Genomic DNA, 24,772 nt, shown 5'->3' on the forward strand with positions numbered 1-24,772 from the left:
CTCACTGTCCTCCTGGCGCGTTCTGCTGCTGCTGTTCCTGTTGCTGCCGCTCGGCTTCCGGGAGCTGCAACGAGGGATCCGGCTGGCCGCCACCGACCGCCGGGATCGGCGGCGGCGCGTCCTGCGGCTCGCTCTGGTCGCCCGCTCCCGGCGCGGCAGGCGGCGTGGCCTTCTTCGGCTCGCCGATCACGGTGATGCCGCCGTCCGGGTTCACGATGATCCGGGCCGGGTCGCCGCCGGGCACCATGCCGAGCGCCTTCGCGCGCTCGTCCAGCGAGGAGGTGGACTCCTGCTTGGTGACCTCGCGCTGCAGCCGCTCAGCCTGCTCGACCAAACCGGCGTTGTCCTTGCGGAGTTCGTCGAGCCGGTAGCTGTCGGCGATGGCCTGGGTGGACAGCCACAGCGTGGTGACCACGCCCACCGCGAGCAGGCCCATCATCAGCAGTACGAAGGACGCGCGTGAACGCGGCAGCCGCAGCTTGAGCTTCAGCTTCGGGCGGGCCTTGACCGCGGAGGCGGCGCCGTCTGGCTGCCGCTCCGGACGTGCCACGGCTTCGGCGGCGCGCTGCGCCCGGCGGGCGTAGGCGCGCTCGGCGGCCGAGGTGCGGGTGCGGCCGGTGGTACCGCGCTGCTCGGTGCGCGCGCGCGTGCGGGAACGAGCTGGTGCCGTCACTTTGCCGCCTCTCCGATCCGCTCCGCGGCTCGCAGCCGCACCGAGCTCGCTCGCGGGTTCGCCTCGATTTCCGCTTCGTTCGCCTGTTCCGCGCCCCTGGTCAGCAGCCGCAGCTCGGGGCCGTGCCCCGGCAGCTCGACCGGCAGTCCTTCGGGGGTGCGGGATTTCGCCTTCGCCGCCAGTGCCTGCTTGACCAGCCGGTCCTCCAGCGACTGGTAGGCCTCGACCACGATCCGGCCACCCAGCGCCAGCGCGTCCAGCGCCGCGGGCATGGCTCGCCGCAGTACTTCCAGCTCGCCGTTGACCTCGATCCGCAGCGCCTGGAAGGTGCGCTTGGCCGGATGCCCGCCGGTGCGCCTGCTCGCCGCGGGCACCGCCGCGTAGAGCAGTTCGACCAGCCTGCCGCTGCGCTCGAACGGTTCGCTCTCGCGCGCGGCGACCACGGACTTGACGATCCGCTGCGCGAACCGCTCCTCGCCGTACTCGCGCAGGATCCGGACCAGCTCGCCGGGCGGATAGGTGTTCAGCACGTCGGCCGCGGTCGGCCCGGTGGTCGGGTCCATCCGCATGTCCAGCGGGGCGTCCCTGGCGTAGGAGAAGCCGCGCTCGTCGCGGTCCAGCTGCATCGAGGACACCCCGAGGTCGAACAGCAGCCCGTCCACAGTGGACATGCCGAGCCCGGCCAGCGCCTCCGGCAGCTCGTCGTAGACCGCGTGCACCAGGTGCACCCGGTCGCCGTGGTGGCGCAGGCGGTCCGCGGAGCGCTCCAGCGCGGCCGGGTCGCGGTCGAGCCCGACCAGCGTCAGTTCGGGATGCGCGGAGAGCAGGGCGTCCGAGTGGCCGCCGAGGCCGAGGGTGGCGTCGACCAGCACCGCGCCCGGCTTGCCGAGAACGGGGGCGAACAGCTCGAGGATCCGGTCCAGCAGAACCGGAACGTGCTCGGCCACCACAACCACCCCCTTCCTACCCGTACCTGGCCACTGGTGGAAAACGCCGATGCCGCCAGGTCTCCGTCCGCCCGCTGCGAACCTGGTGCCGGGGAAGGTGCACCAGGGCCACTGAGCGGACAGAGGCCTGACGGCATCCGCGAAGCCGGAAACTCTCGCACGCGGCCGGTGGGACCCCCGCCCCCCGACGGCGTGGGTGCCGGCGGCCGCGTGTCAGAACACGCCCGGCAAGACTTCCTCCTGTGCCTTCGCGTAGCTGTCCTCGTGTTCGTCCAGGTAGCCCTGCCACGCTTGGGCATCCCAGATCTCGAGCCTGGTGATCGCCCCGATCACCACGCAGTCCTTGTTGAGCCCCGAGTAGCGGCGGAGCTCGGGCGCGATGGTGATGCGCCCCTGCCCGTCAGGGCGTTGCTCGTCGGTCCCGGCGAACAGGTAGCGCTGGTAGGCACGCACCGCCTCGTTGGTGAACGGGGCTTCGGCGACCTTGCGAGCCATCTGCTCGAACTCGGCGCGCGGGAAGACATACAGGCAGTGGTCCTGTCCCTTGGTGACCATCAGCCCACCTGCCAGCGCGTCGCGGAACTTCGCGGGCAGTGTGAGCCGCCCCTTGTCGTCGAGCTTGGGGGTGTGAGTACCGAGGAACATCGGCCGCACCTCCCCGCCGGTCTCCGCCAAGGCGGGGATCGGCCACGGGGCTCCCTTCCGCCCCACTTGGCACCACCGTACCCCACTTTTCACCACAGTCAACGGCAATTGACCGCATATTCACTCCCCAGAGCAGACGTTTTCGCAGGTGAGAGCGGTGGGGCCCAGGTGGGGGCGCAGTGGGGGGTGCGGGCGAAGATCCCCCAAGTCGGGGGTGGGGGGCAACGGCGGCGGGCCCCACGCGTCCTCCGGCGCGCTCGCCGGGGCCTTCGCGTGGGGAACCGTGGGGGAAGTGGGGAATCAGCCCTCGAGCAGGCCGGCCAGCCGCTGGACCAGCCGCGGGCCGTCGACCGGGGTCACGGTGACCCAGTCCTGCCCGCCGCGGCCCGGCTCCAGCATGCTGAGGTAGGCGCCGACGTCGGTCCAGAACCAGCTGATCCCGCCGACCCGCCGCGGGTGGGCTCCGTCACGCACCCGCACGGTGAACTGCCCGGCGCCGAAGATCGGCCTGGCCTGGATCGCGAGCACCTCGCGCAGCTGCTTCTCGCGGCCGGCCGCTCGTCCATTCCCGTCGAACACCGGGTCCTCGACCCCGGCCGCGAGCGCGGAGGCAGGCAGGCTCACCCCGTACCCGGGCCCGGGTTCCAGCGCGGGCAGCAGCTCCACAATGGACGGCAGCAGTTCGCCGTCCCGGATGGTGGACAGCCCGATCGTCCGGTTCGGCTGGGTGGCCAGCACGCCGTGCCTGCCCTTGGCCGCGGCCACCGCGCGGAACGGGGTGTCCGAGGTCATGTCCAGCAGCGCTTCGCACTCGACGTAGACCGATGCGGTGGCGAGCGTGCGCAGCCGGTCGGCCAGCGCCTCGTCCAGCCCGTCGGTGCTGTCGTACAGCCCGCGCTCGGCGAGATTGGCGTAGACCGATTCCTTGATCTCGGCGCGTTCGGCGTCGGTGGTGCCCACGCTGCGCACGCCGAGGACCTCGGGCGCGCGCGGCAGCCCGAGGTCGGCCCACAGCACGTCGAAGGCCGAGGCGGAAACCCGGATCACACCGGCCTCATGGGCTGGTCAGGTGTGGCGGTGGCGAGAAGGTCTGCTGCACCGGGATCGCGTCCCGCAGGGCCGCGTCCCGCGCGTTGAGCACGTCGATCGCCTTCTGCCTGGCGGCTTCGGCGGCGGCCTTGGTCTCCTCCATCGCCGCGGGCAGCCCGGCCAGCATGAGCAGGTTCCCGCTGGCCGCGGCGTTGCGGATCATGCTCGCCGGGTCGTACTCCACCGGTTCGGGCATCTCCGCCTTGGCCCTGGCGGCGATCTCCGCCTGCGCCGAGACCGAGCCACCGACCGAAGTGGACACCCCGGCGACCTCACCGGACCAGCGCGCCGCCTGGGTCAGCACCCCGCGCAGCGCCTCACCGCCCTCGCCCGACCAGTTCTCGCGACTGCTCTCCAGCAACGCGGTCAGCGCCTGCGCCGACTCGTGGAACCGGCCGGCCAGCTCGTCCCACTGGCCGCCGATCGCCCCGGCCTCACCGGGATCGTTGCCCGCTTCGACCTCGTCCTTCATCGCCTGGTGGCTGTAGGCCTCGTAGCGGCGGGTGGACACGGGCGGACTGTGCTCTGGCATCGGTTTGCTCCCATCGCTGTGGCGGCTCAGGGGTTCGTGGCGGCTCAGGGCAGTTTGGGCTCCACCAATCCGGCGACCTTGTCCGCGCGGGCGCACGCGGCCTCGGTGCCGGTGAAGTTCGTGTTGCTGACGTCGATCTGCACGCTCGCCGACTCCCCCGCGCCCAGCAACACCGCACAGGTTCCGTCATCGGCCTTCGGATCGGCGACCTTGAGGGCTTCGCGGGCACCGACCTTGATCTGGCGGGCGGTCTTCTTCTCCGTGCGCAGGTCGGTCAGGCCCTTCGACTCGTCCACCGAGATCGCCAGGCCGAAGGTGCCGGGCTCGGTCCAGTCGCAGGTGCGCGCGGACCCGATCGCCTTGGGCTCCCCGACCGAGGTCAGCCCGGCCTTCGACCGCTCGGCGGAGGTCAGCAGCGCACACGGGTCGAGGCCGCCCTGGCTCGCGGGCGGACCGCTGGGGGCCGCGGGCGCCCGCGGAGCGGTCTGCCCGGTGTTCTCGGTGTTCGCCGTGTTCGCGGTGTTCTCTCCGGAGGCGGCCTGCCCGCCCTGCCCGCAGGCGGTCAGCCCGGCGAGCAGCGCCAGCGCGGGAAGGAGGAGAAGGCGGGACGTTCGGGTCATCCGGGTCAGCCGCCGGTGCATTCGACGTCGTCGGCGGCCTTGCCGTCGGCATCGGAGTACTGCTCCATCGCCTCGGCGATGCGGGACTTGAGGTCCTCCAGCTCCCGGCCGAAGGCGATCAGCGACTCGACCGCCGAACCCCGCTGCCCGATGCCGTACTCGGCCATGAACCGGCCGACCTCGTCCGCGTATCCACCTCCGAGGGGAACCTGCCTGCCGAGCACCTTGGCGTGGCGGACCATCTCCCCGACCACGTCCTGCAACTCCGACAGCCGCGTGAAGGCGTCACCGGCCAGCTCCGGCGCCACGCTGAAGGCGGCGGCCGCCCCGGCGGTGACCCGGTCCCTCGTTTCGACCTCCGGCATGGCAAGCACCTTCCGTAGCCGGCTGAATCCGCTCAGGAGAATACGACAGAACCGGGCGTGAGGACATCGCCCAGCCCACCAGCGCGTTACTCACTCGAATGGCCCAATATTGTCGGTAGCACTCAGTGATCGCAGGGTTCTCACCAACGTTTCGCTCACGTTTGACACACTTCGTGGGAGGCTGACCCTTAGAACGGGTGGCCGGACAGGCACGCACGGGCGCGTCCGCCCGTTGTTCCAAGACGCATGCGCGTCGGCACCAGGAGGTCGAGTGACGTCGAGAACGCAGTCCGCGGTGCCCGGCGACCAGGCGCCCTACTACCCCGCTGAGGCTGGGTCGGGCGTGCGCGGGACGAGCGGCGCCAACGGGCACGGCTCAGCGTCGCTCGGCGAACTGCACGACACCGCGGCCAGGATCGCGGCCAACGTCGAGCGGGTGCTGGTCGGCAAGCCGGACGTGGTGCGGATCGCGCTGGTCACCCTGCTCGCCGAGGGCCACCTGCTGGTCGAGGACGTGCCGGGGGTCGGGAAGACCTCGCTGGCCAAGGCGCTGGCCCGGTCCATCGACTGCACGGTCAGCCGCATCCAGTTCACCCCCGACCTGCTGCCCAGCGACGTCACCGGGGTGTCCATCTACAACCGGCAGACCGGCGGGTTCGAGTTCCGCCCCGGCCCGGTGTTCGCGAACATCGTGGTCGGCGACGAGATCAACCGCGCCTCGCCGAAGACGCAGTCCTCCCTGCTGGAATGCATGGAGGAGCACCAGGTCACGGTCGACACCAGCACCTACGAGCTGGAAGAGCCGTTCATGGTGATCGCCACCCAGAACCCGATCGAGATGGAGGGCACCTACGCCCTGCCGGAGGCGCAGCGCGACCGCTTCACCGCGCGCGTGTCGATCGGTTACCCCGACCCGCAGGCCGAGCTGGCCATGGTCGACGAGCACGCCGGGCACAACCCGCTGAAGGACCTCCGCCCGGTCTCCGACGCGGCCACCGTGCACCGGCTGATCCGCGCGGTCCGCAAGGTCCACATGGCACCCGAGGTCCGGCAGTACGCGGTCGAGCTGGCTTCGGCCACCCGGCAGCTGCCGGAGATCCGCCTCGGCGCCTCCCCGCGCGCCACCCTGCAGCTGGTCCGCGCGGCCCGCGCGCAGGCCGCGCTGGCCGGCCGGGAGTACGTGGTCCCGGACGACCTGCACGCGGTCGCCGTGCCGGTGCTCGCGCACCGCCTGGTGCTGACCACCGAGGCGCACGCCGCCCGCCGGTCGGCCACCGACGTGGTGCGCGCGGTGCTCGGCCGGGTGCCGGTGCCGCAGGCGGGCACGCAGGCCAACGGGCAGAGCCGCCGGTAGCCCGGTCATGCGCGCGCTGTCCGGCCTGACCACCCGCGGCCGTTGCCTGCTCGCCGCGGGCGTGGCCGCCGCGGTCTGCGCCACCGTGCTCAACGAGCGCGACCTGCTGCGGGTCGCGATATTCGTCATCGCGCTGCCGCTGCTGGTCGCCTGGTTCATTTCGGCGGCCAAGGTGCGCATCGGCGCCGCCCGCAAGCTGTTCCCGGACCGGGTGCAGGTCGGCGGCGCCGGTGAGGTGCAGCTGGAGCTGTGGCGCACCGGGCGGCTGCCGACCGGGGAGGTGCTGCTCGAGGACGGCGTGCCGTACTCGCTCGGCGGGCGGCCCCGGTTCGTGGTCGAGCGGCTGCCGCAGCACCAGGCGGTCGCCCTGCGCTACCCGATCCAGCCGATGCTGCGCGGGATCCAGCAGGTCGGCCCGCTGCGCGCCACGGTCACCGATCCGTTCGGGCTGTGCGAGTTCGAGCGGGAGCTGATCGGGCACACCAAGCTGGTGGTGGTGCCCCGGTTCGTCAGCCTGTGGGGGCTGCCGTCCGGCGCGGGCATCGGCGTCGGCGACGACGGCAACGTCCGGCTGCACGCCGGGCAGGGCGAGTCCGACGTGATCGTCCGGCAGTACCGCCAGGGCGACGACCTGCGCAAGGTGCACTGGCGCTCGACCGCCCGCCGCGACGAGATCATGGTCCGCGTCGAGGAGCGGCCGTGGCGCGGCGGCACCACCGTGCTGCTGGACCACCGCGCGGCCGCGCACCACGGCACCGGCCCGTCGGCCAGCCTGGAGTGGGCGGTGTCCTTCGTGGCCAGCGTCTGCCTGCACCTGCGCCGCGCCGGGCACCGCGTCCGGCTGGTCACCGAGCACGGGCTGACCCTGGCCGACGCCCCCGGCGACGGCGGCGACCACCACGACCACCTCATTCTCGACGCGCTCGCCGGATTGCAGCCCGCGCACCAGCGCGACGTGACCACCGGCAGCGATCCCGCCGAGGGACAGGAGCTGATCGCCGTGCTCGGCACCGTGAGCAACGAGGCGGTGCACGAACTCAACCGGTTCCGCCCGCGCGGCATCCGCAGCCTCGCCGTCCTGCTCGACACCCCGGCCTGGTCCGGCGGGGTCAGCGCGCCCGAACACCGCGCCGCCGCCACCGAGGAGTCGGCGAGCCTGCTGCGCGCGGCGGGCTGGGGCGTGGTGGTGGCCGGACCGGCCAGCCCGATGCCGCAGGTCTGGGGCGAGCTGTGCCGGTCGACCGCTCGCCGCGGCACGCTGATCGGGGACGCCAGGTGACCACCGCGCCCCCGGCTCCGCCGATCCCGCACACCCCGGCCGAACGGCCGGCGCCCCCGGCCGCGCCGTGGGTCAGCTCGATCTTCGCCCCGCTCGCCGCCGGACTGGCCACCATCTGCGCCTCCACCTCGATCACCGGGGTGGTCGGCGGCGCGGCCTGGTTCGGCTACCTGATCGTCGCCGTGGTGCTGATCGCGTGCACCGGGCTGGCCCTGCGCTCGCTGCGCACGCCGACCCTGCTGGTCGGGCTGGCGCAACTGCTGGTGCTGGCGTTCCTGATCACCGGGGTGTTCACCAGCAACGGCATTCTCGGCATCATTCCCGGCCCGGCGGCGCTGTCGGAACTGCGCGAGGTGCTGATCGAGTCGGCCGAGCAGATCCGGATGGGCCTGCCGCCGGTGGAGCCGACCCCGCCGATCCTGTGCCTGGTCACCATCGCCATCGGCCTGGTCGCGGTGCTGGTGGACACGCTCGCCGTGGCGGCTTCGGCGCCCGCGGCCACCGGGCTGGTGCTGTTGTGCGTCTACGCGGTCCCGGCGTCGCTGTCCGACGGCATGCTGCCGTGGTGGACCTTCCTGCTCGGCGCGGCTGCCTTCGCCGGACTGCTCGCCGTCGACGGCAGCCACCGGCACCGGCGCTGGCGCAACCGGACCGCGCCCGGCCTCGGCGCGTCACCCGCGGCGGCCTCCGCCCCGGTGGCCGTGGTCGCCCTGGCGCTGGTGCTCGGCCTGGTCGCCGGCGGCACGATCACCGCGATCGGCACCGTTGGCAGCTTCCCCGGTGATCCGAAGGCCGGTGAAGGCAGCGGGAAGACCGGCGGGCTCGGCGTCAACCCGTTCACCCAGCTGCGCGGGCTGCTCGAACAGGGGCAGAACGTGGAGCTGTTCCGGGTGCGCGGGATGAACGCCCCCAACGACCGCCGGATGCTGCGCGCGTTCACGCTCAACCACTTCGAGCCGAACCAGGGCTGGAAGATCGCCGACGAGCCGCGGATGCCGCCCGGTGTGCCCGCGAACCAGCCCAGCCTGCCGCTGGCTCCCGGTGACGACGGCACCGGGGAGACCAAGGAAATCCAGATCGAGCCGATCAACTGGGTCGACGTCTGGCTGCCGGTCTACGGGGCGCCGCGCGCGCTGCGCAACATCTCCGACGGCTGGCAGTACGACTCGGTCAGCGGCGCGGTGTACAGCGAGGCCGCGCGCCAGGCGCCGCCCTACGTGCAGACCGCTTCGCTGCGCATGCCGACCAAGGAGGCGCTGCGCAACGCCGACACCGAGGCCGACCAGATCCCGTCCATCTACACGCGACTGGACCAGGTCGACGACCGGGTGACCGCGCTGACCAAGCAGCTGGTCCAGGGCGCGACCAACGACTTCGACCGGGCCACCGCGGTCTGGAACTACTTCAACTCGCGGAACGGGTTCACCTACGACACCCGCACCGCGGCGGCCGCCGATTCGGACGCGCTGGCCGACTTCCTGCTCAACGGCAAGCGCGGGTACTGCCAGCAGTACGCCTCGGCGATGGCGGTCATGCTGCGCACGCTGAAGATCCCGTCGCGGGTGGCGATCGGGTTCACCCCCGGTTACACCACCGCGGACTACCGGTCGATCACCTCGCAGGACGTGCACGCCTGGGTCGAGGTGTACTTCGGCGAGCTGGGCTGGGTCACCTTCGACCCGACCCCGCTGGCCGACTCGCGCGGGTTCATCCCGCCGTACCTGCGCCCGGACAACAGCACCGAGGACCCGGCGAACACCGGCGGCACGAGCGCCGCGCCGACGGTCGAGCCGCCGCGGCTGCCCGGTGAGGAGACGAACACGCCGGACGCCGCCCCGCTGCCGGACCAGCCGCAGGAGGAGCAGCGGCCGGGTGAGGGCCCGGACTGGGCGCTGTGGCTGGCGCTCGTGGCGCTGGTGGCCGCGATGGTGGTGGCCGGGGTGCTGTGGCAGCGAAGCGATCGGGCGAAGAAGAAGAGACCACCGAAACCCGGCGCCGCGCCGGATCAGCAGGTCCAGCACGTGGCCGCGCCACCGGGCAGCGCCGAGAGCTGGCTGCCCGCCATCGCGGCCGGGTTGTTCATCGCCGGGGTCGGCCTGCTGGCCTGGCTGTGGACGGCGCTGCTCGCGGTGCCGCTGGTGGTCGTGCTGCTGATCGCGGTCGGGCCGTCGATGGCGCGCGAAGTGGTGCGGCGGAAGCGGTTGCAGGTGATCGGCGCCAGCGGCCCGGACGCGGCGAACGCGGCGTGGCGGGAGTTGCTGGACGAGTGCCGGGACCGCGGCGTGCCGGTGGAGGTCAGCGACACGGTGCGGACCACCGCCCAGAAGATCGCCCAGCGCCACCGCCTGGACGAGGAGGGCAAGGGCGGCCTGCGGACCGTGGTGGGCGTGGTCGAACGCTCCTGGTACGGCGGCGCGCCGGACAACGACCCGCGCTTCGCCCCAGCCTTCGACGACGTCCGGACCAGCCTGACGCGCAACGCCCCGATGTCGTGGCGAGGCCGCCTCTTCCCGCGATCCCTGTTCCGCCGCCGCTGACTGGTTTCCCCGTGCGCGGGACTCGAGCCGATGGCCGAGTCCCGCGCACGGGGCGAGTCGCAGGGCACAAGGTGGGCAAGCAGTTGTGGGGCATGGCCGGCGCTAACCGGCGATGCCCCACTCAACTGGTCTGGCTGGTTCAGTTGTGCACTCGGGAGGAAAACTCGCTACTGGTCTTCGAAACGCTGGCGGAAGCGCTCCTCCATCCGCTGTGTGAACGAGCTCTTGCGCGCCTGCGGCCGTCCGCGTGAGGAACCCGCCTGCTCGCCTTCTGATCCTTCACCCTCTGGTTGCTGCCGCAACGATGTGACGGCGAGCAGAACCCCAAAGAACATCACCAGGAAGCCGAGCACGCTGATCAGCGGGATCTCGGCCACCCGGAACGGCACCACCACGCCAAGCACCAGTAGCGCGACCCCGACGACGAACAGGGCCACACCCTGCAGGCGCCGGCGTCGGGCGGGTCGGCGCAGCCTGGTGCCACGCACCGTGGATGCGAACTTGGGGTCCTCGGCATAGAGCTCGCGCTCGATCTGGTCGAGCAGCCGCTGCTCATGCTCGGAGAGTGGCATCTTTCCTCCTCCGGCACAGCTTGTCGCGGGCGCCGGGCCGCGCAACAGTAGTGGACCCAACTTCACCCCGTCTGGGGTGTCTGCACTCCAGGATACGAGTCCGGCGCGCGAACGACTACCCGATCCCGTATCAAGCACTGAACGAATTGCCGGGAACCACCCGCAACGAGTACCCGAACCCCGGTTGAACCCCCGGAATCCACCCCTGTTCACTCTTCGTGGCTGGACAGCAGGGACGCGGGCCGCACCGCGGCCGAGCCGAACTTGGAGCGCGCCACGTCGGCGGCCACCTCGGCGTCGCGCCAGCGCGGGGCGTCGGTGTCGAAGGTGAGCTGTTCGGCCGAGTCCGCGTCCTCCAGCCCCTCGACCCTGACCCCGATCAGCCGGACCGCGCCACCGTGCCCCAGCTCCGTCAGCAAGGTCACGGCGGTGGCGTGGATGGCATGCGCCACATCGGTCGCCGAGACCAGCGTGCGGGCCCTGGTGACGGTCTTGAAGTCGGCGAACCGCACCTTGATCGACACCGTCCGCCCGCGCAGCCCGCGCCCGCGCAGGCTCGCCGCCACCCGCTCGGACAGCCGCAGCAGCTCACGCGCCAGCTTCGCCCGGTCGAACTCGTCCACGTCGAAGGTGACCTCGGCGCCCAGCGACTTCTCCGCGCTCTCCGGCACCACGGCCCGGTTGTCGTGCCCGTGCGCCAGCGCGTACAGGTGGTCACCGACCGCGTTGCCCACGGTCCGCCGCAGCCGGGCGGGCGGCACGTTCGCCACGTCGGCGATGGTGGCCAGGCCGAGCCGCCGCAGCTGCTCCTCGGTGCGCTTGCCGACCCCCCACAGCGCCGAGACCGGCAGCGGGTGCAGGAAATCCAGCGCCTGCGCCACCGGCACCACGATCATGCCGTCCGGCTTGGCCATGCCCGAGGCCAGCTTCGCGATGAACTTGGCCCCGGCCACACCCACCGAGCAGGTGATGCCGTGCTCCTTCTCGACCCGCCGCCGGATGATCGCGCCGATCCCGGCCGGCGTGGTGCCCAGCCGCCTCAGCGCGCCGCTGACGTCGAGAAAGGCCTCGTCCAGGCTCAGCGGCTCCACCAGCGGCGTCAGCTCCGCGAAAATGGCCATCACGCCCGCGGAGACCTCGCTGTACAGCCCGCGCGTCGGCGGCAGGTAGACCGCGTGCGGGCACAGCCGCTTCGCCGCTCCGACCGGCATCGCCGAGCGCACGCCGAACTTGCGCGCCGGGTAGTTGGCCGAGAGCACCACCGAGCGCGGCCCGGCCCCGGCGATCACCACCGGCCGGTGCACCAGCTCCGGCCGCGTGCGCAGCTCCACCGCGGCGAAGAAGGCGTCCATGTCCACGTGCAGGAAGGCGCAGCCTTCGTCCTCCGGCCAGCCCTCGGCACCCGGCCCGGCCGCTTCCGCCTCGGCGGTGACCTTGAACCGGGCGAAGTCGGCGGGCAGCCCGGCGTTCCTCCCCATGCAAGGAGGTTAGTACGCGCGCGAAGCGCTCCGTTGAGGGTGGTGGCGGGCGGCGGGTGGGATAACCGGTGCCTACGGCAATTCCGGGCGCCGAGCCAGTGCGTGCAGCCTGCTGGCGATGTCGCGCAGCGGCGCGGTGGCCGAAGCCACCGCTTCGAACTCGGTCAGGTCCTCGTCGGTGGCCAGCACACCGTCCGGCACCACCGCGTCGGCCACCACGCCGTCTCCCTGCAGCAAGGCGACATCGAGGCCACCGGCCACCAGCAGCCCGGTCAGCGTCTCGCTGTCGAACCGGCGCAGCAGCGTCTCGCGCTCCTCGGGCAGCACACCGTCGGCGATCAGCAGCAGGCGGCGGGCGTCGACGAGGCGCCCGGCCAGCGCGCGGTGCAGCACGGCGGCGTTGCGGTTGGCGGCGAGCACGGAGACCGCGCCGCCGGGCGCGACCGCCTCGGCCAGCGCCGCCACCGCGGCCGCCGGGTCGTCCACGACCTCCAGCAGCCCGTGCGCGAGCACCAGGTCCGCCGAACCGGCGCCGACGTGCCTGCCCAGCGCGTCGGAGTCGTCGGCGACCACGGTGATCCGCTGCGCGACGCCCTCCTCCTCGGCGCGACGGCGGAGCGTGGCCAGCGCGTTCGGATTGGGCTCGACCACGGTCACCCGGCAGCCGGCGGAGGCGAAGGGCACGGCCCACCCGCCGCTGCCACCGCCCACGTCGACGACGTGCGGCTCGGCCGAGCCGCGTTCCCGTGCCTTGGTCAGCTCCGATTCCAGCACCCGGCGGACCGCCGCCGGGCCGCGGGCCGCCGCGGTGTCCGTTCGCATGGGGCCACAGCGTAGTGGTGGCTTCGCCCGTAGGCTGCGTGGCGTGCACACCGTCGCCGTACTGAGCCTCAAGGGTGGGGTCGGCAAGACCACCGTCGCGCTGGGTATCGCCTCGGCAGCGCTCCGTAGGGGTTCGCGCACGCTGGTGGCCGACCTGGACCCCCAGGGCAACGCCACCGCGTCGCTGGACCCGCCGCTGACCGAAGCCACGCTCGCCGAGGTGCTGGAGACCCCGCACCGGGCGATGCTGGAGCGGGCCATCGCGCCGAGCGTCTGGGACGACCAGCTCGACGTGCTGGTCGGCTCGGAGGACCTGGAGCAGCTCAACGAGCCCGGCCCGGAGAACCGGCGGCTGGAGAACCTCTCGCGCGCGCTCGACGAGCTGCACCGCGAGCCGCTCCGGGGCGACCCGTACGAGCTGGTGATCCTGGACTGCCCGCCGTCGCTGGGCAGGCTGACGAAGTCGGCGCTGGTGGCCGCGGACAGCGCGCTGCTGGTGACCGAGCCGACGATGTACGCCGTGGCCGGGGCCGAGCGCGCGCTGGACGCGATCGAGGAGATCCGCGACCGGATGAACCCTGGCCTGCGCCCGGTCGGGGTGCTGGTGAACAAGCTGCGGGTGCGCTCGCACGAGCACCAGTTCCGCATCGCGGAGCTGCGCGAGTCGTTCGGCTCGCTGGTGATGCCCACGGCCATTCCCGACCGGCTGGCCATCCAGCAGGCGCAGGGCGCGTGCGTGCCGATCCACGAGTGGAACTCGCCAGGCGCACAGGAGATCGCGCTGACCTTCAACATGGTGCTGGCGAAGATCCTGCGGTCGAGTCGCGCCGGACGGCACCGCGCCGCGTGGGAGACCGACGACGAGGCGACCCCCGACGCGCCGGAAGCGACCGAAACCACCGGCCCGATCCCCCGGGTGGGGCCGGGCCAGGGCCGCTAGTGGTCGCCATCGGAAGTCCTTCGCGGGTATCGGCGGATCCAGGTTTTCGCTGGGCGTGCCGCGCCGAGGGCCTCGTACTGGACCGTACTCGGGCCTTGGCGCGGTGCGGCCGGCGGGAAGCTGGGCCGTCGAGGCCCCGGAGGACTTCCGGTGGTGACCACTAGGTGCCCGAGGGGGACACGGTCTTCCTGGCCGGGAAGCGGGTGGAGAAGGCACTGGCCGGGCGGGAACTGCTGCGTGCCGACCTCCGCCATCCCCGGCTGGCCACAGTGGACCTGACCGGGCGCACGGTGCTGGACGTCCGCACCGCGGGCAAGCACATGTTCCTCCGCTTCTCCGGTGACCTGAGCCTGCACAGCCACCTGAAGATGGACGGCGTGTGGCGGTTCCTCACCCCCGGCGCGCGCTGGCCGATGCCCGCCCACCACGCCCGCGCGGTCTTCGAGAACGCCACCGCGCTGGTCATCGGCTTCCGCCTGCACGACCTCGAACTCCTTGCCACCAAAGACGAATCGCGGCTGGTCGGCCATCTCGGCCCGGACCTGCTCGATCCGATGTGGACGGAGGAGCACGCCCGGCGCGCGGCGGCGAACCTGGCCGCGGACCCCGGACGCGAACTCGGCCTCGCCCTGCTCGACCAGCGCGTGATGGCGGGCGTGGGCAACCTCTACAAGTGCGAGGTCTGCCACCTGCTGCGGGTCACGCCGTGGACCCCGGTATCCGAAGTGGACGGTGAAGCGGTGGTCGCGCTGGCACGCAAGCTGCTGCTCGCCAACGCCTGGCGCCACGAGCAGAGCACCACCGGTGAGCTGGCGCGCGGGCGGCGGAACTGGGTCTACGAACGCACGCGGCAGGGCTGCTTCCGCTGCGGTGGCCGGGTGCGCGTGGCCACCCAGGGGCACGACGTCCAGCGACGGCCCACCTGGTACTGCCCCCGCTGCCAGCAGGGTCCGGCTCCCGCGAGCTAGGAAATGCCGGTGCGGACCGGCTAGGATCGGCGACGTGACGTCGTTCAAGCTGCCGCTCTACGGCGCGGACACCGAACGCGGCGATCTCGCTCCCTGATCGCCCGCGGCCCTTCCCGTCACCTTTCCTCTCCTGAAAGCAGAACAGGGAGCTTCGCCATGCCCGCGAACACCACGGGCGCGGATCTGCGCGCCTTCGTCCAGGCCCTGCCCAAGGTCGAGCTGCACGTGCACCTGGTCGGTTCGGCCGGCATCGACACCGTGCTCGCCCTCGCCCGCCGCCACCCCGAAGCCGGGGTGCCCACCGACCGCGCCGCGCTGGCGGAGTTCTTCCGCTTCCGCGACTTCGACCACTTCCTCCGCGTCTACTGGGCCGTCCAGTCGATGGTCAAGGGCCGCGACGACGTCCGCGCGCTGGTGGTCGGGCTGGCCGCCGATCTCGCGCGCCAGAACGCCCGCTACGCCGAGGTGACCGTCACCCCGTACAACCACCTCCTCGACGGCATGTCCGGCGACGAACTGCTCGACGGGCTCGCCGATGGCCGGGCCGCCGCGGCGGCCGAGCACGGGGTGGAACTGGCGTGGTGCTTCGACATTCCCGGTGAGAAGGGCGTGAAGGCCGGCCGGGAAACGCTGCTGTTCGCGTTGCGCGAACGCCCCGACGGACTGGTCGGCTTCGGCCTCGGCGGGCCGGAGGTCGGCGTCGGGCGCGCGCAGTTCGCCCCCTTCTTCACCACCGCGCGCGAAGCCGGGTTGCACAGCGTTCCGCACGCCGGGGAAACCAGTGGCCCGGCCACGATCTGGTCGGCCGTGCACGATCTCGGCGCCGAGCGGATCGGCCACGGCACCAGTGCCGCCACCGATCCGGCCCTGCTGGCCCACCTGGCCGAGCACCGCATCGCGCTGGAGGTCTGCCCGACCTCGAACGTCCGCACCGGCCAGGTGCCCACCCTCGAGGCGCACCCGGTGCGGCGCCTGCTGGACCACGGCGTGGTGGTCACGCTGAACACCGACGACCCACCCATGTTCGGCGCCACGCTGAACGGCGAATACCTGGCGGTGGCACGGACACTGGGGTTGCGCGCGGCCGAACTGGCTCAGCTGGCGGCGAACGCGGTGACGTCTTCGTTCCTGCGTGCCGAGGTCAAGGCGGCACTGCTCGCGGAGATCGACTCGCTCCCCGTACCGGGCGACGAAATTTTGTTGCCGGAGCGCGAGAACTTGCCTAGCGTGGGCAGTACACGAGAAGGGAGGTGGTCCGAAGTTGGATATCAACAGGACTCGTGAGGTGACTGTCCGCTAGCGGACGGCAGAACGATTGGACTGACCAAGCAGGCGCCTCGGCCACCTGTCGGCTCGTACCCTGCTTCGTTTTGTTGCCTGCCAGTGAATACCAGGCAGTCACCGGTTCCCCGGTGCTCCCGAGCAACGGTCCGGCTCGGGCCCGCGCGTTTGACGGCGTGCGGGAGGCGCACCGGGGAAACCCATAACCACAGCAAGAAATCTGGGGAACCTTGCTTCGACCCGCCTATCCGATCCGGACGGCGCGCCTGCTGCTGCGGGCGTTCACCCCGGCCGATCTCGACGAGCTGAACGACTTCCAGTCGCGGCCCGAGGTGGCCCGCTTCCTTTACTGGGAACCGCGTTCGCGCGAGGAATCCGCGCTGGCGCTGGAAGCCCGTATCCGGAACTCGACGCTGGAAACCGAGGGCGAGTTCCTCGCCGTCGCCGTCGAACTCGCCGAAACCGGCCAGCTGATCGGCGACCTCAACCTGCAGTGGCTCAGCCGCGCCCACCGGCAGGGCGAGTTCGGCTTCGTGTTCCACCCCGACCACCAGGGCAAGGGATACGCCAGTGAGTCGGCCACCGAACTGCTCCGGCTCGGCTTCGAGGAACTCGGCCTGCACCGCATCTGCGGCCGGTGTGACGCGCGCAACACCGCCTCCTGGCGCCTGATGGAGCGCCTCGGCCTGCGCCGCGAAGCCCACCTGCGCGAAGCCGAGGTGTTCAAGGGCGAATGGGGCGACGAGTTCGTCTACGCCATGCTCGAGGACGAGTGGAAGAGCCGGTGCGGCACCATGTAGCCGTGCTCTTCGACAACCTGGTCCGCCCCGCGCTCTACCGGCTGAGCAAGAACGACGCCGAGCTGGTGCACGAACGCACCGTCACCGCGCTCGGCAGGCTGTCCGCCGCCGATCCCGTTCTCCGCGCGCTGCACCGCGTCTACCACGCGGAACGGCCGGTGAAGGTGTTCGGCGTGCAGTTCCCGAACCCGGTCGGCCTGGCCGCGGGCATGGACAAGGACGGGCGCGCGCTGCGGGCCTGGCCCGCGCTCGGCTTCGGGTTCGTCGAGGTCGGCACGGTGACCAGGCTGCCCCAGCCCGGTAACCCCCGGCCGCGGCTGTTCAGCCTGCCCGGCAGCGACGGGGTGATCAACCGGATGGGCTTCAACAACGCCGGTGCCGCCGCGCTGGCCGAGCGCCTGGAGTCGACCGGCAAGCCGCCGGTGCCGCTGGGCGTGAGCATCGGCAAGTCGAAGGCCGCGCCACTGGACGAGGCGGTCGCCGACTACCAGGAGTCGTTGCGGCTGCTGCACCCGCACGCCGACTACTTCGCGGTGAACGTCAGCTCCCCCAACACTCCCGGCCTGCGCAGCCTCCAGGACCGCGGGGCGCTGAGCGAGCTGCTCAACGAGCTGCAGGCCACCTCGGCCTCGCTCGCGGCGAAGGCGGGCAAGCTGGCCACCCCGCTGCTGGTCAAGGTCGCGCCCGACCTCACCGACGAGGCGCTCGCCGAACTGATCGAGGTGTGCGAGGAGCACGCCGTGTCCGGCCTGATCGCCACGAACACCACGCTCAGCCGCGAAGGCGTCATCCCGGCGGAGGCCTCGATCGCCGAGCAGGCGGGCGGGCTGTCCGGCCGTCCGCTGACCACCCGCGCGCGTGAGGTGGTCGCCTTTGTGCACAAGGAGTCCGGCGGCAGGCTGCCGATCATCGGCGTCGGCGGCATCATGTCCGGCGACGACGCCGCGCGCATGCTGGACGCCGGTGCGAGCCTGATCCAGCTCTACACCGGCTTCGCCCTGCACGGCCCCGGCCTGGTCCGCCGTGTACACCGGGGCCTGAGCGCCCGCTAGGCGGACCTCGCCTTCGCCGTGCTGAGGAAGCGGAGGTAGGCGCGCCAGTCCCGATAGGACGTCAGTTCGGTGCTCTCGGCCATCGGATCGCAGGTGATCGCGGGTAGCGACGTCCCGTTCTCCAGGCGCACCGGGGTGACCCGCAGCGGGGCACCGAGTCCGTCCCGCAGCTGCTCGAACCCGGCCGGGGAGACGGTCCACCGCTCCCCGGTCAGCGCCTGCGCACCGGGCATCACCCCGGCCTCAGGCCCGTCGAGCAGCACCATCCGGTACTGCGACGCGGTGAGCACGTCCCCGGCGTAGCGCGCGCCCAGTTCGGTCAGCCACGCGCTCAGCGGACGGCCCCGCACCTGCTCCCCGAACACCACGAACTCGACGCTGGTGGCCGCGTACGGCTCCCCGGCCGGCGCCGCGGTGAGCAGCGAGGCCAGGTCCAGCGCCAGCTGCTCCTCGTGGGCCGCCGTGGCCAGCGTGATGCCGAACGGTTCCCCGGCGACCTCCCCCAGCGGCACCGACACCGTCGGCAGCTCCGGTGCGGCCAGGTCCAGCGAGAACGGGGTGAGCAGCACGTCGAACGGCTCCCCCAGAGACCCCAGAGCCTGGATCCGCATGCCGGACGCGGCGAAGGCGGTCACCACGGCCTCGAACGACCGCCGGATGGCCACCGGCAGCGGCGCGAGTTCGGCCGCACCCGGCACGGCCACCCGCGGGTGCTCCCCGGCGGACAGCCGGAACGAGGCGGGCCAGGCGTCGGCGGCTGTCGCCGTGCCCATGGCGAGACGGGCCAGGGTCAGCTCCCGCGCGTAGAACACCGGTGCGTCCGGAATGAGCCCCGGCGTGGCCCGCAACACGAACGCGGCTTCCCGGTGCGGGATGCCCGACTCCACGCCCAGATCGGCGGCCCCGGAGACAACAACGGCCGGTACCGAGGTTTTCCCGGCCCGGCCGAGCACCACCGCTCCAGCCTGCGTCAGTCTTTGCACGGCGACCGCGCTGACCTCGGCGAGACCGGTATCGCCCGGCAATCCGGCGATCGCCGTGGTGGCGCCGGCGGCGAGCAGGTGCCCGGCCAGCGGCAGGTCCTCACCCGCCCGTACGCGTTCGTCGATGGCCTTGGCCTCGACCAGGACGTCCTCTTCGGAACGCAGGGTTTCCCAGTCACCCGCGCGATCGGTTTCGGCGAGGCGCTCGTAAGCGGAGATCACCCGCTGGAAAGCACTCGGCGGTGCCGTGGATACCGGCTCCGGTTCGGGAGGAAGTGTGTTCACAGCCGCCGTCCTTTCCTCGTGGGGGACCCGCGATCAGCGCACTGGCACCCCCGGAATGGATGTGGACATGAGGAAAACGGTAGGCAACGGCGATTGCGACGGAAACGTCCATTCGGTTACGTACGTGTTTCACTCCGTCACAGAGTGACACCGGGTGAGCACCGTGTCCATACCTGTCCACAAAGGACGGCTGGATTCAAGAACCCAGCTCACGCAGGGCGATCGCGAGACCGGCCAGGCGGTCGGTGGCGTCGGTGAGGGCTTCCTTCGAGGTGCCGATGCCGTCACTGCTCGCGGCGACCGTGCGACCGGCCGCGGCGACCAGCGCGCCGAAGCCCTCCAGCCCGTCGTCGAGCTGCTCGGCCAGGGTGCGGACGGCACCGTCCAGCGCGGCCCGTTCGCCCTGCGGAGCGGCGTTGCGGGCGCGTTCGATGGCCTGGATGCGGGCCGCCAGCCCGCGCAGGCTCTTCGCGGCCTCGTCGGCGGTGTTGCGGGCGTCCTCGACGGACACCTCGGGCACCGCGGTGACCCCGGTGGTGCTCGGCACGGCCAGCTGCCGCAGCAGCTCCCGCAGCGAGGCCTCCGACTCGGCGAGGCGCTCCATCGGACGGCGGGCCGCCGAGCCGGACGGCGGCAGCGGCGGTGGCGCGGTGCTGACCGGGACCTCCATCCGGTTCAGCTGCCGCAACCGCGTCGCCGAGCGCACACCAAGGGTGCTGAAGGCGATCGCGCCGGCGGCGCCGCCGAGCACCGGCGGGGTCATCAGCGCGGCGGTGGCCGAGGCGGCCGCGACAAAACCGGCCACCACCACCAGCACGCTGATCAGGGCCAGCACCAGCCACAGGGTGGCGGCCCTGGACGCCCGCCGCTTGCGCCGTTCCAGCTTGGCGGCGGGATCGTTCCACTGCACCCACTTCGCCTTGAGCCCGTCCACCGCGGGCGCCGAAGCGAAGTCGGGCAGATTCGGCAGGTTCGGCAGGTTCGGCAACTTGGGCACGGGCAGCGACGGCTTCCGGGCAGGCTCCTGCCCGTCGGCGGCAGGCGGGTACACCTTGCGGTAGACCTGCGGGTCCCGCTGCTCGCCCGGCTTCGTGCCGTCGGCGTTCGGCGGCAGGTACTTCTGCAGCTTCTCCTGGGCGCGCTGAGCGTAGTCGGGCAAGCGTTCGATGTGCTTTTCCAGCTTCGCGCTGAGTTCGCCGAAATCCCGCTTACCCGACCCCATCACCACTCCCCTGCGGCCTCGCGAACTCTCAGGCCTGGTTCTTCTGCTGCTCGGCCTGGACCCGCTGCTGGATCTCCTGCTGGATGTTCGCGTTGGACTTGGCCGCGGCGGCCTGCTCCTTGGCCGCTGCCGCGGTCTGGGAACCACTGGTCACCTGGGCGACCGAATCGCCCTTCATCGAGGCGCGGATCTGCTCGAGCCGCGAGTGCCCGGCCAGCTGCGTGGTCGAGTGCTGGACCTCCAGCATGCGCCCCTGCACCGAGTTCTGCGCCAGCTCGGCCGAGCCCAGCGCGGTGGTGTAGCGCTTCTCGATCTTCTCGCGCACGTCCTCCAGCGAGGGCGTGTTGCCCGGCGCGGCCAGCTGCGACATCTGGTTCAGCGAAGCGGAGACCTGCTCCTGCATCTTCGCCTGCTCCAGCTGCGAGAGCAGCTTGGTGCGCTCGGCCAGCTTCTGCTGCAGCATGCTGGCGTTGCGCTCGACGGCCTGCTTCGCCTGGGCGGCGGCCTGCAGCGACTGGTCGTGCAGGGTCTTCAGGTCCTCGATGTTCTGCTCGGCCGTGACCAGCTGGGCCGCGAAGCCCTCCGCCGCGGTCTCGAACTCCTGGGCCTTCTGGTCGTCGCCCTTGGCACGCGCCTCGTCGGCGAGCACGAGCGCCTGCCGGGTCGACGCCTGCAGCTTCTCCACCTCGCCGAGCTGGCGGTTGAGCTTCATCTCCAGCTGCCGCTGGTTGCCGATCACCGAAGCGGCCTGCTGGGAGAGCGCCTGGTGCTGGCGTTGCGCCTCCTCGATGGCCTGCTGGATCTGCACCTTGGGGTCGGCGTGCTCGTCAACCTTCGACGAGAACGACGCCATCAGGTACTTCCAGAACTTCACGAAAGGGTTGGCCATCTCCTCCGCCTGCCTTCTTGCGTCCCACTGGTCCTGTCACCGGGTGCGCTGCGCGCCCGTTGGTCGAACCGGCCCTCCCCCATACCTGGCGGGCGATCGATCCGAACAGGCAACGTTCCGTACCCGTTGTTGGGTTCCATCGTGTCAGGTTGACCGCCGTCGTTCCAGGCGACCCCGGGGTAATTCAGGGATGGCCCCTACCGAGAGCTACCAGCCCGAATACCGGAAGTGGGGCAGCTCCCGCGCTCGAACGCGAGACCTGCCCCACATCTGCCGTTGGACGGCAATGCTCTTCCGTGGCTCAGGCGGCGACGATCGCCGCCAGTTCCGGGGTGGTGATGGTGGTACGGAGCGTGGTCGACATCCGCGGCGGCGAGAGGCGGAGATCGGCCAGATCGTTACCGATCACCTCGGGCACCGGCCGGCCACCCTCGAAACCGCGTTCGGCCGAGGCCGTCTCCACCGGCTTGGCGCCACCGCGCTCGGACCGGTCGAGGGTCTCCTCCACCTTGTCCAACGCGGACACGTCGGCGGCCACCTTGTGCAGAAGCTCGCTCAGCGGCAGCTCGAGCGCCTCGCAGATCGAGGCGAGCAGCTCGCTGGACGCCTCCTTCTGCCCCCGTTCGACCTCGGACAGGTAGCCCAGGCTGACTTTGGCGGCGCGGGAGATGTCGCGCAGCGTTCGCCGCTGGTTGGTGCGGGCATGACGGAGCCGATCACCGATCGCCTCACGCAACAGCACGGTCATCGCGCGCCTCCCTTCCATCGATCTGTGTCCACGTTACCCAGAGAACTCGGTGGATAGCATCAGTACACACGTACGTCCGCCAAGGGCGAACGCCGATTTCAGGTTATTTGTTCCCCCAGCAGGCCCAGCGCGGCCGCCACCGAGCCCGCTCGCACGGCCCTCCGATCGCCGGGAATCCGCAGCTCACGGGTGATCGTACCGGCCGGTCCGGCCAGCCCGAGATGGACCGTGCCTGGGGAAACACCGTCCTGCGACGCCGGTCCGGCCACGCCGGTCAGGCCGATGCCCCAGTCGGCTCCGCAGCGTGTTCGCGCCCCGTCGGCCAGCTGCGCGGCCACCTCCGGGTCGACCGCGCCGCGAGTGGCGAGCAAGTCCGGGTCGACCCCGGCCAGAGCGGCCTTCAGCTCGGTGGCATAGACGACGAGCCCGCCGCGCACCACCGCGCTGGACCCGGGCACCTCGGTCAGCGCCGCGCAGACCAGGCCCGCGGTCAGCGACTCGGCGGTGGCGACCGTCTCACCGCGCCGGAGCAGCGCGGCGATCACCTCGTGCGCGTTCGCGGGGCTCATGACGCCGAGCCGGTCCGATCACCCAGCGCTCGCAGCTTCAGCGCGCGGATCAGGTAGTCGACCCCGGTGACCACGGTGAGCACCAGCGCCAGGCCCATCAGCGCCCAGCCGACAAAATCGGCCGAGGCGGGCAGCGGCAGCAGGTAGACGGTGATCGCGGCGATCTGCGCCATCGTCTTCGCCTTGCCACCGCGGCTGGCCGGGATCACCCCGTGCCGGATCACCCAGAACCGCAGCAGGGTGACGCCGATCTCGCGGACCGCGATCACGATGGTCACCCACCAGCCCAGCTCGCCGAGCACGCTCAGCCCGACCAGCGCGGCGCCGATCAGCGCCTTGTCCGCGATCGGGTCGGCGATCTTGCCGAAGTCGGTGATCAGCCCGTACTTGCGCGCCACCCAGCCGTCCACCTGGTCGGTGAACGAGGCCACGGCGAACAGCGCGGTGGCCACCGCGCGCCAGAAGGTCTCGGTGCCGTCACCGGCGAACAGCGCGGCGACGAACAGCGGCACCAGCACCAGCCTGGACAGCGTGAGCAGGTTCGCCACGTTGAGCGTGGGAACCGGCGTCGGTTCCGGCAGCTCCACCGGCCGCGGCGCCGGCGGGGGGCCGGTTTCGCCCTCGGCCGGTTCGCTGGGCGCGGCACTCACCGGTCCGCGCCCGCCGGACGCACGATCAGGTCCACTCCGGCGGAGTCGGTCACCTCGCAGCGCACGAACTCCCCGACCTCGCGCTCACCGGCGTCGACGAGCACGCACTCGCCGTCGACCTCGGGCGCCTGGTGCGCGGCGCGGCCGGTGACCTCACCGTCTTCGACCGACTCGATCAGCACGTCCACGAAGTCGCCGACCCGCTCTTCGGCCCGCTGCGTGGTCAGCTCCTCGACCAGCGCCGAGATGCGCGCGACCCGCTTGGCCACGGTCTCCTCGTCGAGCTTGCCGTCGAAGCCCTCGGCCTCGGTGCCGTCCTCGTCGGAGTAACCGAACACGCCGACCGCGTCCATCCGCGCGCCGATCAGGAACCGCTCCAGCTCCGCCACGTCGGCCTCGGTCTCGCCGGGGAAGCCGACGATCACGTTGGTGCGGATGCCCGCGTCCGGCGCGTACTCGCGGATCTGCTCGATCAGCGCGAGGAACGAGTCGGTGGAGCCGAACCGGCGCATCCGGCGCAGCACGGTCTCGCTGGAGTGCTGGAAGGACAGGTCGAAGTAGGTGGCGACGCCCGGCGTGGTGGCGATCGCCTGCACCAGGCCCGGCCGGGTCTCGGCGGGCTGGAGGTACGACACGCGCACGCGCTCGATGCCGTCGATCTCGGCCAGTTGCGGCAGCAGCAGCTCCAGCGCCCTGGTGCCGCCGAACTCGCGGCCGAAGTCCTTGCCGTACGAGGTGGAGTTCTCACTGACCAGGAACAGTTCCTTGACGCCCTGCTCGGCCAGCCAGCGCGCCTCGGCGACCAGCTCGTCCGGGCGGCGGGAGACGAACGAGCCGCGGAAGGACGGGATGGCGCAGAACGAGCAGCGGCGGTCGCAGCCGGAGGCGATCTTCAGCGCGGCCACCGGCGAGTCGTCCAGCCGGGTGCGCAGCACACGCGGGCCCCAGCCCTCCTGCGCGTGGCCGGGCAGTGCCACCTCCTGTGCCGCGGCCGGGCGCTGGACCGGGCTGATCGGCAGCAGGTTGCGGCGGTCGGCGGGCACGTGCGAGGGCACGGCGTGGCCGGAGACGATGTCGCCGAGCCGCTCGGCCAGGTCGGGGTAGTGGTCGAAGCCGAGCACGGCGTCGGCCTCGGGCAGGCTCTCGGCCAGCTCCGCGCCGTACCGCTCGGCCATGCAGCCGACCGCGACCACCTTCGCGCCGGTGTCGGCGGCGGCCAGCAGGGTGTCCACCGAGTCCTTTTTGGCCTGCTCGACGAAGCCGCAGGTGTTCACCACGATCACGTCGGAGCCCTCCGGCTCCTCGGCCAGCTCCCAGCCGCCGGCCGCCAGCCGGCCGGCCAGCTCCTCGGAGTCGACCTCGTTGCGGGCGCACCCGAGGGTCAGCAGCGAGACCCGCCGCGGGCTGGACGAAGCGTTCGTGGTGGAAGAAGGCACGAGGATCAGCGTAACTGTCGTCGCTCAGAGCGCCGG

25 protein-coding genes are annotated in these 24,772 nt (G+C 71.8%); 8 read left to right on the forward strand and 17 right to left on the reverse strand.

The genetic code is table 11. The features are described from left to right. Position 1: 1 nt before the first annotated feature. From YIM_RS35435 to YIM_RS35465, 7 genes are all read right to left on the reverse strand, one after another. Positions 2-673 (reverse strand): hypothetical protein, encoded by a 672-nt coding sequence (locus YIM_RS35435; protein WP_153034456.1) that lies wholly within the window; start codon positions 671-673, stop codon positions 2-4. Beyond that, complete coding sequence (gene rsmH / locus YIM_RS35440; RefSeq protein WP_153034457.1) at positions 670-1,629, reverse strand: 16S rRNA (cytosine(1402)-N(4))-methyltransferase RsmH; 960 nt, start codon at positions 1,627-1,629, stop codon at positions 670-672. The genes YIM_RS35435 and rsmH overlap by 4 nt, the downstream gene beginning before the upstream one ends. A gap of 204 nt (positions 1,630-1,833) precedes the next feature. After that, complete coding sequence (mraZ, locus tag YIM_RS35445) at positions 1,834-2,265, reverse strand: division/cell wall cluster transcriptional repressor MraZ (RefSeq protein WP_113697173.1); 432 nt, start codon at positions 2,263-2,265, stop codon at positions 1,834-1,836. A 300-nt stretch (positions 2,266-2,565) separates the two neighbouring features. After that, positions 2,566-3,312 carry an ESX secretion-associated protein EspG gene (locus YIM_RS35450; protein WP_153034458.1) on the reverse strand — a complete coding sequence of 249 codons (747 nt, stop codon included), beginning with the start codon at positions 3,310-3,312 and terminating at the stop codon, positions 2,566-2,568. A 7-nt stretch (positions 3,313-3,319) separates the two neighbouring features. After that, entirely contained in the window at positions 3,320-3,886 is a 567-nt protein-coding gene (locus tag YIM_RS35455; protein ID WP_153034459.1) for a PE-PGRS family protein, read from the reverse strand. Positions 3,887-3,930: 44 nt separating this feature from the next. Then, positions 3,931-4,506 carry a DUF3558 family protein gene (locus YIM_RS35460; protein ID WP_153034460.1) on the reverse strand — a complete coding sequence of 192 codons (576 nt, stop codon included), beginning with the start codon at positions 4,504-4,506 and terminating at the stop codon, positions 3,931-3,933. Positions 4,507-4,511: 5 nt separating this feature from the next. Further along, on the reverse strand, positions 4,512-4,871 hold the full coding sequence (locus YIM_RS35465) for a hypothetical protein (protein ID WP_153034461.1): 360 nt from the start codon (positions 4,869-4,871) through the stop codon (positions 4,512-4,514). A 271-nt stretch (positions 4,872-5,142) separates the two neighbouring features. Between YIM_RS35465 and YIM_RS35470 the strand changes: the two genes are divergently transcribed. From YIM_RS35470 to YIM_RS35480, 3 genes are read left to right on the forward strand one after another with little or no spacing between them, the layout of a single operon-like run. Beyond that, complete coding sequence (locus tag YIM_RS35470) at positions 5,143-6,225, forward strand: MoxR family ATPase (protein WP_153034462.1); 1,083 nt, start codon at positions 5,143-5,145, stop codon at positions 6,223-6,225. Positions 6,226-6,232: 7 nt separating this feature from the next. Beyond that, positions 6,233-7,504, forward strand: coding sequence for a DUF58 domain-containing protein (locus tag YIM_RS35475; protein WP_153034463.1), 1,272 nt, complete (start codon positions 6,233-6,235; stop codon positions 7,502-7,504). After that, the gene (locus YIM_RS35480) at positions 7,501-10,041 is read left to right on the forward strand and encodes a DUF3488 and transglutaminase-like domain-containing protein (RefSeq protein ID WP_228004229.1); all 2,541 of its coding nucleotides are present in this window, start codon (positions 7,501-7,503) and stop codon (positions 10,039-10,041) included. Before YIM_RS35475 ends, YIM_RS35480 begins: the two co-directional genes overlap by 4 nt. Positions 10,042-10,208: 167 nt before the next feature. Here YIM_RS35480 and YIM_RS35485 read toward each other — a convergent pair whose 3' ends face one another. The 3 genes from YIM_RS35485 to YIM_RS35495 all read right to left on the reverse strand — a co-directional run bounded on the left by YIM_RS35485 (position 10,209) and on the right by YIM_RS35495 (position 12,913). After that, positions 10,209-10,613 (reverse strand): DUF3040 domain-containing protein, encoded by a 405-nt coding sequence (locus tag YIM_RS35485; protein ID WP_113697168.1) that lies wholly within the window; start codon positions 10,611-10,613, stop codon positions 10,209-10,211. 209 nt (positions 10,614-10,822) lie between these two features. Then, positions 10,823-12,091: a DNA polymerase IV gene (dinB, locus tag YIM_RS35490; protein ID WP_153034464.1), complete on the reverse strand. Its 1,269-nt coding sequence runs from the start codon at positions 12,089-12,091 to the stop codon at positions 10,823-10,825. Between the two features lie 72 nt (positions 12,092-12,163). After that, positions 12,164-12,913: a methyltransferase domain-containing protein gene (locus YIM_RS35495; RefSeq protein ID WP_153034465.1), complete on the reverse strand. Its 750-nt coding sequence runs from the start codon at positions 12,911-12,913 to the stop codon at positions 12,164-12,166. A 43-nt stretch (positions 12,914-12,956) separates the two neighbouring features. On the opposite strand from YIM_RS35495, the gene YIM_RS35500 reads away from it, so the two are divergent. The 5 genes from YIM_RS35500 (at position 12,957) to YIM_RS35520 (ending at position 17,954) form a co-directional block, all read left to right on the forward strand. After that, positions 12,957-13,853 carry a ParA family protein gene (locus YIM_RS35500; RefSeq protein WP_153034466.1) on the forward strand — a complete coding sequence of 299 codons (897 nt, stop codon included), beginning with the start codon at positions 12,957-12,959 and terminating at the stop codon, positions 13,851-13,853. Between the two features lie 164 nt (positions 13,854-14,017). Continuing rightward, positions 14,018-14,821 (forward strand): DNA-formamidopyrimidine glycosylase family protein, encoded by an 804-nt coding sequence (locus tag YIM_RS35505; protein WP_153034467.1) that lies wholly within the window; start codon positions 14,018-14,020, stop codon positions 14,819-14,821. Positions 14,822-14,977: 156 nt separating this feature from the next. Then, complete coding sequence (gene add, locus YIM_RS35510; protein WP_153034468.1) at positions 14,978-16,105, forward strand: adenosine deaminase; 1,128 nt, start codon at positions 14,978-14,980, stop codon at positions 16,103-16,105. 227 nt (positions 16,106-16,332) lie between these two features. Further along, complete coding sequence (locus YIM_RS35515; protein ID WP_153034469.1) at positions 16,333-16,902, forward strand: GNAT family N-acetyltransferase; 570 nt, start codon at positions 16,333-16,335, stop codon at positions 16,900-16,902. Between the two features lie 2 nt (positions 16,903-16,904). Beyond that, entirely contained in the window at positions 16,905-17,954 is a 1,050-nt protein-coding gene (locus YIM_RS35520) for a quinone-dependent dihydroorotate dehydrogenase (protein WP_153034470.1), read from the forward strand. Here the strand turns inward: YIM_RS35520 and YIM_RS35525 are convergent. The 7 genes from YIM_RS35525 to rimO all read right to left on the reverse strand — a co-directional run bounded on the left by YIM_RS35525 (position 17,951) and on the right by rimO (position 24,736). Continuing rightward, complete coding sequence (locus YIM_RS35525) at positions 17,951-19,222, reverse strand: hypothetical protein (protein ID WP_153034471.1); 1,272 nt, start codon at positions 19,220-19,222, stop codon at positions 17,951-17,953. The genes YIM_RS35520 and YIM_RS35525 overlap by 4 nt on opposite strands. A gap of 196 nt (positions 19,223-19,418) precedes the next feature. After that, complete coding sequence (locus tag YIM_RS35530; RefSeq protein ID WP_153034472.1) at positions 19,419-20,444, reverse strand: hypothetical protein; 1,026 nt, start codon at positions 20,442-20,444, stop codon at positions 19,419-19,421. Between the two features lie 28 nt (positions 20,445-20,472). Further along, on the reverse strand, positions 20,473-21,333 hold the full coding sequence (locus YIM_RS35535; protein ID WP_153034473.1) for a PspA/IM30 family protein: 861 nt from the start codon (positions 21,331-21,333) through the stop codon (positions 20,473-20,475). Between the two features lie 301 nt (positions 21,334-21,634). Beyond that, positions 21,635-22,081 carry a helix-turn-helix domain-containing protein gene (locus YIM_RS35540; protein WP_153034474.1) on the reverse strand — a complete coding sequence of 149 codons (447 nt, stop codon included), beginning with the start codon at positions 22,079-22,081 and terminating at the stop codon, positions 21,635-21,637. Between the two features lie 98 nt (positions 22,082-22,179). Further along, complete coding sequence (locus YIM_RS35545) at positions 22,180-22,650, reverse strand: CinA family protein (protein ID WP_153034475.1); 471 nt, start codon at positions 22,648-22,650, stop codon at positions 22,180-22,182. Next, positions 22,647-23,300 carry a CDP-diacylglycerol--glycerol-3-phosphate 3-phosphatidyltransferase gene (pgsA, locus tag YIM_RS35550; RefSeq protein WP_153034476.1) on the reverse strand — a complete coding sequence of 218 codons (654 nt, stop codon included), beginning with the start codon at positions 23,298-23,300 and terminating at the stop codon, positions 22,647-22,649. Before pgsA ends, YIM_RS35545 begins: the two co-directional genes overlap by 4 nt. Next, positions 23,297-24,736 carry a 30S ribosomal protein S12 methylthiotransferase RimO gene (rimO, locus tag YIM_RS35555; RefSeq protein ID WP_153034477.1) on the reverse strand — a complete coding sequence of 480 codons (1,440 nt, stop codon included), beginning with the start codon at positions 24,734-24,736 and terminating at the stop codon, positions 23,297-23,299. The genes pgsA and rimO overlap by 4 nt, the downstream gene beginning before the upstream one ends. Positions 24,737-24,772 lie beyond the last annotated feature (36 nt).

It is taken from the genome of Amycolatopsis sp. YIM 10, assembly GCF_009429145.1.
Classification (GTDB): domain Bacteria; phylum Actinomycetota; class Actinomycetes; order Mycobacteriales; family Pseudonocardiaceae; genus Amycolatopsis.